We start from the raw sequence: 8,238 nt of genomic DNA, 5'->3' as shown, positions 1-8,238 counted from the left end.
CGCGCGCCTGCTGGCGGCGGACGGCATCGAGGCCCGGCAGACCGATCTGTCGCCCTGGGGCCTGCGGGTGCCCGGCCGCCAGCCGGTCACCGCGACCGCGGCATTCAAGGCCGGTCTGGTGGAAATCCAGGACGAGGGCAGCCAGATCGTGGTCGCCGCCGCCGACGCGCGTCCCGGCATGCGAGTGCTGGATTACTGCGCCGGCGCCGCCGGCAAGACGCTGGGCATGGCGATGACCATGCAGAATCGCGGCCACATCGTCGCCTGCGACGTCTCCGAAGCCAGGCTGGAGGGCGCGGTACGCCGCCTGCGCCGCGCCGGCGTGCACAATGCCGAACGGCATTTGCTGGTCCCCGGTGATCGCTGGGCCCGCCGCCGCGCCGGCAGCTTCGACCGGGTGCTGGTCGACGCCCCCTGCACCGGCACGGGCACCTGGCGGCGCAATCCCGACGCCCGCCTGCGCCTGACCGAGCAGGACGTGGCCGAACTGACGCGGAAACAGGCCGAAATCCTGGCCGTCGCGGCCAGTCTGGTTCGCCCGGGTGGCCGGCTGGTCTACGCCACCTGTTCGATCCTGCCCGAGGAGAATCAGGACCGGATCGACGCCTTCCTGCGCGCCACGCCGCATTTCCGCCGCGCCGATTCCACCCCCGACTGCGGCCTGCCGCCCGGCCTCGCCCGGGACGGGATGATCGCGCTGTCTCCCCTGCGGCATGGCACGGACGGGTTCTTCGCGGCGATCCTGGAACGGACCGCCTGACAAGGCGGCTTTTTTTCTGGTCGGAAGACCGGATTTCTCCAATCATCATCTGATGCGTGCCCGCCTTGTCGGGCCCAAAATCCGGGAAGCGGGCATGCAGGACAACCTGGCCATCGGCATCTTGTGCGTACTGGGCGGCGGCATCGGCGCCCAATGGATCGCCTGGCGCTTCCGCTTGCCGGCCATCGTGCTGCTGTTCGCGCTGGGTCTGCTCTACGGTCCGGGCACCCGGCTGCTGCATCCCTCGGCGGCGATCGGCCGCTATTTCCACCCCATGGTCTCGCTCGCCGTGGCCTTCATCGTCTTCGAGGGCGGTTTGGCGCTGGATTTCCGGCAATGGCGCGCGGCGGGCGAGGGGGTACTGCGCCTGACAGTGGTGGCCCTGCCCATCAACTGGGTCCTCGGCGCCCTGGCGGCGCATTTCGTCGGACACCTGCATTGGGGGGCGTCCTGGCTGTTCGGCGCGATCATCGTGGTGACCGGCCCCACGGTGGTGCTGCCGTTGCTGCGCCACGCCAAATTGCGGCCGCGCGTCGCGGCCTTCCTGCGCTGGGAAGCCATCCTGAACGACCCGGTGGGCGCGATCCTGGCCACCCTGGTGCTGGAATTCCTTGTCATTCAGGGCAACCGGCATTCGGGCATGTTCATGGTCGAAATCGTGCCGCACCTACTGTTTTCCACCATGATGGCGCTGGGCTGCGGCGTGTTTCCGGCCGTGCTGGTCCGCTTCCTGACGGTGCGGGACCTGATTCCGGAAATCCTGCGCATCCCCATCATCCTGACCCTGGCGATGAGCGTCTTCGCGATCTGCAACTTCATCATGGAGGGGGCGGGCCTGATGGCGGCGACGGTGTTCGGCATTGCGCTGACCAATATGCGCGTCACCGGCATGTCGGAATTGCGCAGGATCAAGGAATCGCTGGGCGTGCTGGTCGTGTCCTGCCTGTTCGTCCTGCTGACGGCCGACCTGCATCGCGATGTACTGAAACGGCTCTCGCTGCCGATCGTGGCCATGACGCTGACGGTGCTGTTCGTGGTGCGGCCGGTGGGCATCCTGCTGTCGACCATGCGCTCCAATCTGTCCTGGCAGGAGCGCCTGTTCGTCGGCTGGATCGCGCCGCGCGGCATCGTGGCCGCCGCCGTCGCCGGCGTGGCCGGCCTGCAATTGCAGGAGGCCGGCTATCCCAGCGCCGACCTCGTGACACCGGCCGTGTTCGCGGTCATCGCCACCACCATGATCCTGCACGGTTTCTCGCTGCGTCCCCTGGCCCGCACCCTGCGCCTGACCCTGTCGGACGAACCCACGCTGGCCATCGTCGGAGCCAATAGCTGGTCCACCGACCTCGCCGGGGTCCTGCACCGGCTGGGGGTGCCGGTCCTGCTGATCGACACCTATGCCGGCGCGCTGTCTCCCGCCATGCGCGCCGGCATCCCGACCCTGAGGGCCGAATTGCTGTCGGAAGAAGGGATCGAGATGCTCGAGGAACGCCCCGCCGACTATCTGATCGCGGCGACGCCCGACGCGATCTATAACGGCCTGGTCTGCGCCCGCCTGGCTCCGGATTTCGGACGCCAGCGGGTCTTTCAGGTTAGCCCCGGCGTTGCGCGCCTGGACCAGTATCGCGGGCTCAGCCGCGATTCGCGCGGCAAGGTGCTGGGCGAGCCGACCTGGAACTTCACCCTGTTCGACACGCTGTACGAACGGGGCTGGCGCTTCCGTGCCACCCCCGCCACCGCGCCGGCGCCCGGGATATCGCCGTCCTCGGCTTCGTCCCCGTCCTCGTCCTCGGCGGCCACCAGGGCCGCGACTCCCGCCGACGGCAACCGCCTGACGATCATGACGGTGCGCAAGGGCACCGCCATCCTGATCCGCTCGGTCGAGGACGAGATCCCGGCCGCTCCCACGCCTGGCGACATGATCATCGCCATGGAATCGCCCGCGCCCGCCGAATCGTCCTGAAAACACGCGGGGCCGGTCAGATACCGATCGGCAGGTCGATCTCGGGCACCGCGATCTCGGTCAGCCCGGCGGCCAGCAGGCGCCGCAGGTCCGATTCGCGCAGGGCGATGCAGCCTTCGGTCGGGCGCCCGTCCGGCGCCTGCAGATGCAGGAAGATGGCCGAGCCCCGACCCCGTACCGGCGGCGAATCGTTGTAACCCAGCACGATCACGATATTGTAAACATCATCGTCGCGCCACATCCGCTCATGCCGCGCGGGGTGGGGCAGGGTGACCGGCCGGTTATAATCCGGATGGGTCGGATCGTCGCACCAGCCGTCATGCGGCGCCAGCGGTTCCACCGGCAGGGCGCAGGCCGGCGGTGCCACACGATCGGCGCGGTACAGCACGCGGCGCAGCGGCAAAACACCGCTCGGCGTCGCAAGATCGCCTTCCTGCTTGAGAATTCGGATCCCTCCGGCACCGATCGCGGCCGGGACCAGCTCGCCCCTGCAACGCAGGCGTGCATCCGCCCCCGTATGCGTTTCCAGAACTGCGCGTATCATCGGGGTCTCTCCTGGCGGGTCGCTTTTTTACAAGAATCGGGCCTAATGTCCCGAATCCGAGATCCGCTGGATGTCAGATTCATAGTGGACACCAGATAAAATAATATCTTAGTGGCCTGTTGATCTCCGAAATTCGCCTACGAATTTCGAAGGCTGGACTAGACTGATCGGCGTCCGTGCGTCTGTATGGTCGCGAATGCGGGCCCGGGACGGCGTGGTTCGGCGGGTGCCGATTCCGAATTGGGAACGATATAGGCTATAAGGCGCTATCCCCCCACTGGAAGGGGAAAGGCCAAAAATAAAAGAGGGTTCGATGGCAGGTGCGCGTCCCATATTGATAGTGGATGACGATCAGACATTGCGTCATATGCTCGTCGAACAATTGCAGTTGGAAGGTGAGTTCCAGGCGATCGAGGCCGAATCGGTCGCCGACGCGTGGGACAAATTGAACGCGCCGGGCGCGCGCTTCGACGCCATCATCCTGGACGTCACCCTGCCGGACGGGGACGGCCGCGATTTCTGCGCCGAGCTGCGCCGCCAGGGCAAGCGGATCCCGATCATCATCCTGACCGGCTCGGATGACGAGACGGACGTGGTACGCGGCCTCGATGCAGGTGCGAACGACTACGTCGCCAAGCCCTTCCGCATCGCCGAACTGCTGGCCCGCCTGCGGGCGCAGATGCGCATCTTCGAGAACAGCGAGGACGCCGTCTTCTCGATCGGGCCCTATGTCTTCCGCCCTTCGGCCAAGCTGCTGCAGGAGCCGACGCGCAACCGCCGCATCCGCCTGACCGAGAAAGAGGCGGCGATCCTGAAATTCCTCTACCGCGCCGGCACACGCCCGGTCCCGCGCCAGGTGCTGCTGAACGAGGTCTGGGGCTATAACGCCGCGGTGACCACCCACACGCTGGAAACCCATATCTACCGGCTGCGGCAGAAGATCGAACCCGATCCCACCAACGCGTCGCTGCTGGTGACCGAGGGTGGCGGCTACCGCCTGGATCCCGAAGGCGGCCTGCGCGGCTGACGCGGACAAGGCGGCCGGCCGTCAGGCAGGCCGCCGATAGACGCCCAGGGTGGGTGGCCAGACGCCCAGGGTGGTGCTGCCGGCCGGCTAGGCCGAAAAATCCATGGCAACGGGCACATGGTCCGACGTGGTGGGCCAGTCCCGCGCATCGCGCAGTACGGTCATGTTCTGCAGCGATGCCGTCAGGTCGGGCGTCACCCACACATGGTCCAGCCGCCGCCCGCGATTCGACGCCTTCCAGTCGCGGTTGCGATAGGACCACCACGTATAGAGCTTCTCCTCGGGCGGCACGAAATGCCGCATCGCATCGACGAAGCCACAGGCCAGCCAGGCCTGCAGGCGGGTGGTCTCCGGCGGGGTATGGCTGACCACGTCCAGCAATTGCCTGTGGCTCCACACATCCTGTTCCAGCGGCGCGATATTCAGGTCACCGACCAGGATCGTCCGCCGGCTGGGCCGGCCGGTGAACCACGAGGTCGCCTCGTCGACGAAGGCCAGCTTGTGCGCGAATTTCGGATTCGCCTCGGGGTCCGGCACGTCGCCGCCGGCCGGCACATAGAAATTATGCAGCTCGACCGACGCCCCGCCCAGCGCGAAGGACGCCGCGATATGCCGGCAATCGCTGCGCGCGCACCAGTCGGGCGTGTCATCCAGCGGCGTCAGCGGCACGCGCGACAGGATCGCCACGCCATTATAGGATTTCATGCCGCGATGCTGGATATGGACATAACCCAGCGCACGCACCGCCTCGTCCGGGAACAATTCGTCCGGAACCTTGGTTTCCTGCAGGCACACGATATCGGGGCGCAGTTCCTCGCCCAGCCGCTCCAGCAGCTTCAGGCGCAGGCGAAGCGAATTGATATTCCAGGTCACGATACGCATATCCGTGCCATTGCCCATCATGTGCCCTCTGGCAAGGCCGAATCGGCACGCAGGATGGAATGGCGAAAATTCCGTGGGATAAGGGAAACAGAACGGCAGTGGAATGACGAACAAAACGGGATCGAGTCGCGTCGGCGGGAAGAACAGGAGTCGGTGGATTTTGTCCACCTCGGGGATTGACTTCTTTATTTTCCAAGAGATTGCTCGATTTTCACATATCCGTAGTCGATCCCAGCCTATAATTTAGCGTAAAATCAACGGATTAAATGATTTGCTTCTTTTTTATGCAATCCAAGCCGGACACAGGAAAACCGCTGTCGCCACGATTCTGTCAGCGCCTGCTCCACAGACTTATCCACATAATCGGTGGATGAATGGACGGCCTGTCTGATGGACGGCGACAATATGGCGCCGCTGGCCGTCAAGGGTGTCGGGGCCATTCAGAAGGCGCTGCTGACCATGCCGCTTTCGCCCGGCGTCTACCGGATGATCGGCGAGAAGGGCGAGGTACTATACGTCGGCAAGGCCCGGATGCTCAAACGCCGCGTGGTCTCCTACACCCATGTCGGCAAGCTGCCCGAACGGCTGCGCCGCATGGTGTCCGAAACGGTCACGATGGAAATCGTGACCACGCATACCGAGGCCGAAGCCCTGCTGCTCGAGGCCAACTACATCAAGCGCATGAAGCCGCGCTTCAACATCCTGCTGCGCGACGACAAATCCTATCCCTGGATTATGCTCACCGACGGCGACGCCTTTCCCCAGGTGACGAAACATCGCGGCAAGCCCGCCCGGGGCGCATCCTACTGGGGGCCGTTCGCCTCGGCCTGGGCGGTCAACCAGACGCTGAACCTGATTCAGCGGGTTTTCCTGCTGCGCTCATGTTCCGATGCGGTCTTCACGGCGCGCACGCGCCCCTGCCTGCTGTACCAGATCAAGCGCTGCTCGGCGCCCTGCGTCGGCCGGATCGACCAGGCGGATTACGCCCACCTGGTCGAACAGGCACGCGCCTTCCTGTCCGGCCAGCGCACCGGCATCCACGAGGAGCTGGTGCACGAGATGGAGCAAGCGGCCGCGTCTTTGGAATTCGAACGCGCGGCGACCATTCGCGACCGCATCCGCGGTTTCGCCGCGATGCAGGATTCCTCGGTGATCAACCCCGCCTCGCTGGACGAGGCCGATATCGTGGCGATCGCCCAGGCGGCGGGCCATTCCTGCATCCAGGTCTTCTTCGTCCGCGGCGGCCGCAACAACGGCAACCGAGCCTTCTTCCCCGCCCATGCGCGCGACGAAACCCCCGCCGACATCCTCGGCGCCTTCCTGGCGCAATTCTATGACGACAAGCCGCCGCCGGCGCAGATCCTGCTGAACGGCCCCATCGCCGAGCACGCGCTGATGGCCGACGCGCTGGCGATCAAGCGCGGCCGAAAGGTCGAAATCCTCACCCCCCAGCGCGGCGAGAAGCGCGCCGTGGTCGATCACGCCGAAACCAACGCGCGCGAGGCCCTGGAACGCCGCCTGGCCGAAAGCACCGCGCAGGCGCGGCTGCTGGACGGCATGGCCGACCTGTTCGGCCTCGACGGCGCGCCGAAGCGGATCGAAATCTACGACAACAGCCATATCATGGGGGCGAATGCCTATGGCGTGATGGTGGTCGCGGGGCCCGAAGGCTTCGACAGGCGCAGCTACCGCAAATTCTCCATCCGTGGGCCGGTAACGCCGGGCGACGATTTCGCAATGATGCGCCAGGTCTTGGAACGGCGCTTCAGCCGCGCGCTGCGCGAACGGCAGGAAGGGCAGAATGCCGCCGACTGGCCGGACATCGTGCTGATCGACGGCGGCGCGGGCCAGTATTCGGCGGTCCGCGCCGTGCTGGACGATCTGGGCGTGAACGACGTGACCCTCGTGGCCATCGCCAAGGGGCCGGACCGCGACGCCGGGCGCGAATGGTTCCATATGGCCGACCGGCCGCCCTTCCAACTGCCGCCGCGCGACCCGGTGCTGTACTATCTGCAGCGCCTGCGTGACGAGGCCCACCGTTTCGCGATCACGACCCATCGCGCCGGCCGCTCCAAGGCCCTGGTCCGGTCGGAACTGGACGATATTCCCGGCGTCGGTGCGGCGCGCAAACGCGCCTTGCTGAACCAGTTCGGCTCGGCACGCGGCGTCCGCCAGGCCGGTCTGGCCGAACTGGAAGCCACGCCCGGAATCAATCGCGAGACCGCCCGGGTGGTCTACGGCCATTTCCATCCCGGCTGGACCGGCGAGTGAGGGACGGGCAAGACGGGGGGGTGGGCAAGACAGGGACGGCATGCCCGGCCGGCATTGAGCGGATTCGTCATCAGACCGTCGTGATGGACCGTTCCTGTTCTACCCGTCTTGCTGTACTGTCCTTCGGTGATGCTGACTGACCTGCCCAACGTCCTGACCCTGTCGCGGATCGTGGCGATTCCCGTCCTGGTGGCCCTGGTGGCGATGGGGCGGCCGCTGACGGATAGCGCGGCGTGCCTGCTCTTCATCGCCGCCGCCTTCACCGACTATCTGGACGGCAAACTGGCCCGGGCCCGGCACCAATATTCCGACCTGGGCCGCATGATGGACCCCATCGCCGACAAGCTGCTGGTGGGGGCGTCGCTGATGGTCCTGGCCGGGACCGGCCGGCTGGCCTATGCCGCGCTCTATCCCGCCATCGTCATCCTGGCGCGCGAAATCCTGATCAGCGGCCTGCGCGAATTCCTCGCCTCCACCCGGATCAGCCTGCCGGTGACCCGCCTGGCGAAGTGGAAGACCGGCATCCAGATGACCGCGATCGGCTTCCTGCTGGCGGGCGACAGCACCGGGGCGCTCCTGCATCTGCAATGGCTGCGGGTCGGCCTGGTCGGCGCCGCCCTGCTCTGGATCGCGGCGGGGCTGACGGTGATCACCGGATGGGACTATCTGCTGGCCGGGCTGCGCCATATCGGCCGCACCGATGGCGCGTCCAAGATCGCATCCTGACCCGCGCGCGTCACGGCCCGGCTGGCCATGGCCTCTCATCGCCCTGGCTCTCATGCCTGGCGCGCCGG

The 8,238-nt window shown here is 66.3% G+C and carries 7 protein-coding genes; 5 read left to right on the top strand and 2 right to left on the bottom strand.

The annotated features are described in order from the left end of the window. Both HUK84_RS06940 and HUK84_RS06935 read left to right on the top strand, forming a co-directional pair. A partial coding sequence (locus tag HUK84_RS06940; RefSeq protein WP_176639632.1) for an RsmB/NOP family class I SAM-dependent RNA methyltransferase occupies window positions 1-760 on the top strand: 760 nt, incomplete at its 5' end. Between the two features lie 94 nt (window positions 761-854). Next, entirely contained in the window at window positions 855-2,720 is a 1,866-nt protein-coding gene (locus tag HUK84_RS06935) for a cation:proton antiporter (RefSeq protein ID WP_176639631.1), read from the top strand. Between the two features lie 16 nt (window positions 2,721-2,736). Here the strand turns inward: HUK84_RS06935 and HUK84_RS06930 are convergent, their stop codons facing one another. Beyond that, window positions 2,737-3,264 (bottom strand): L,D-transpeptidase family protein, encoded by a 528-nt coding sequence (locus tag HUK84_RS06930; RefSeq protein ID WP_176639630.1) that lies wholly within the window; start codon window positions 3,262-3,264, stop codon window positions 2,737-2,739. A 313-nt stretch (window positions 3,265-3,577) separates the two neighbouring features. Here HUK84_RS06930 and HUK84_RS06925 point away from each other — a divergent pair, with 313 nt between their 5' ends. Further along, window positions 3,578-4,291 (top strand): response regulator transcription factor, encoded by a 714-nt coding sequence (locus HUK84_RS06925; RefSeq protein WP_176639629.1) that lies wholly within the window; start codon window positions 3,578-3,580, stop codon window positions 4,289-4,291. 87 nt (window positions 4,292-4,378) lie between these two features. Here HUK84_RS06925 and HUK84_RS06920 read toward each other — a convergent pair whose 3' ends face one another. Next, window positions 4,379-5,173 carry an exodeoxyribonuclease III gene (locus tag HUK84_RS06920; protein ID WP_176639634.1) on the bottom strand — a complete coding sequence of 265 codons (795 nt, stop codon included), beginning with the start codon at window positions 5,171-5,173 and terminating at the stop codon, window positions 4,379-4,381. 390 nt (window positions 5,174-5,563) lie between these two features. Here HUK84_RS06920 and uvrC point away from each other — a divergent pair, with 390 nt between their 5' ends. Beyond that, window positions 5,564-7,444: an excinuclease ABC subunit UvrC gene (gene uvrC / locus HUK84_RS06915; RefSeq protein WP_176639628.1), complete on the top strand. Its 1,881-nt coding sequence runs from the start codon at window positions 5,564-5,566 to the stop codon at window positions 7,442-7,444. Between the two features lie 129 nt (window positions 7,445-7,573). Beyond that, window positions 7,574-8,170 (top strand): CDP-diacylglycerol--glycerol-3-phosphate 3-phosphatidyltransferase, encoded by a 597-nt coding sequence (gene pgsA / locus HUK84_RS06910; protein WP_176639633.1) that lies wholly within the window; start codon window positions 7,574-7,576, stop codon window positions 8,168-8,170. Window positions 8,171-8,238: the final 68 nt, after the last annotated feature.

Source organism: Nguyenibacter vanlangensis, assembly GCF_013376155.1.
GTDB classification, from domain to species: domain Bacteria; phylum Pseudomonadota; class Alphaproteobacteria; order Acetobacterales; family Acetobacteraceae; genus Gluconacetobacter; species Gluconacetobacter vanlangensis.
This window is presented reverse-complemented; position numbering and strand designations above follow the sequence as displayed.

Bases quoted from the DNA above. Each gene is read 5' to 3' on its own strand.
- HUK84_RS06935 (WP_176639631.1), top strand. From the start codon at position 855: ATGCAGGACAACCTGGCCATCGGCATCTTGTGCGTACTGGGCGGCGGC.
- HUK84_RS06920 (WP_176639634.1), bottom strand. From the start codon at position 5,173: ATGCGTATCGTGACCTGGAATATCAATTCGCTTCGCCTGCGCCTGAAG.
- uvrC (WP_176639628.1), top strand. From the start codon at position 5,564: ATGGACGGCGACAATATGGCGCCGCTGGCCGTCAAGGGTGTCGGGGCC.
- HUK84_RS06930 (WP_176639630.1), bottom strand. From the start codon at position 3,264: ATGATACGCGCAGTTCTGGAAACGCATACGGGGGCGGATGCACGCCTG.
- HUK84_RS06925 (WP_176639629.1), top strand. From the start codon at position 3,578: ATGGCAGGTGCGCGTCCCATATTGATAGTGGATGACGATCAGACATTG.
- pgsA (WP_176639633.1), top strand. From the start codon at position 7,574: ATGCTGACTGACCTGCCCAACGTCCTGACCCTGTCGCGGATCGTGGCG.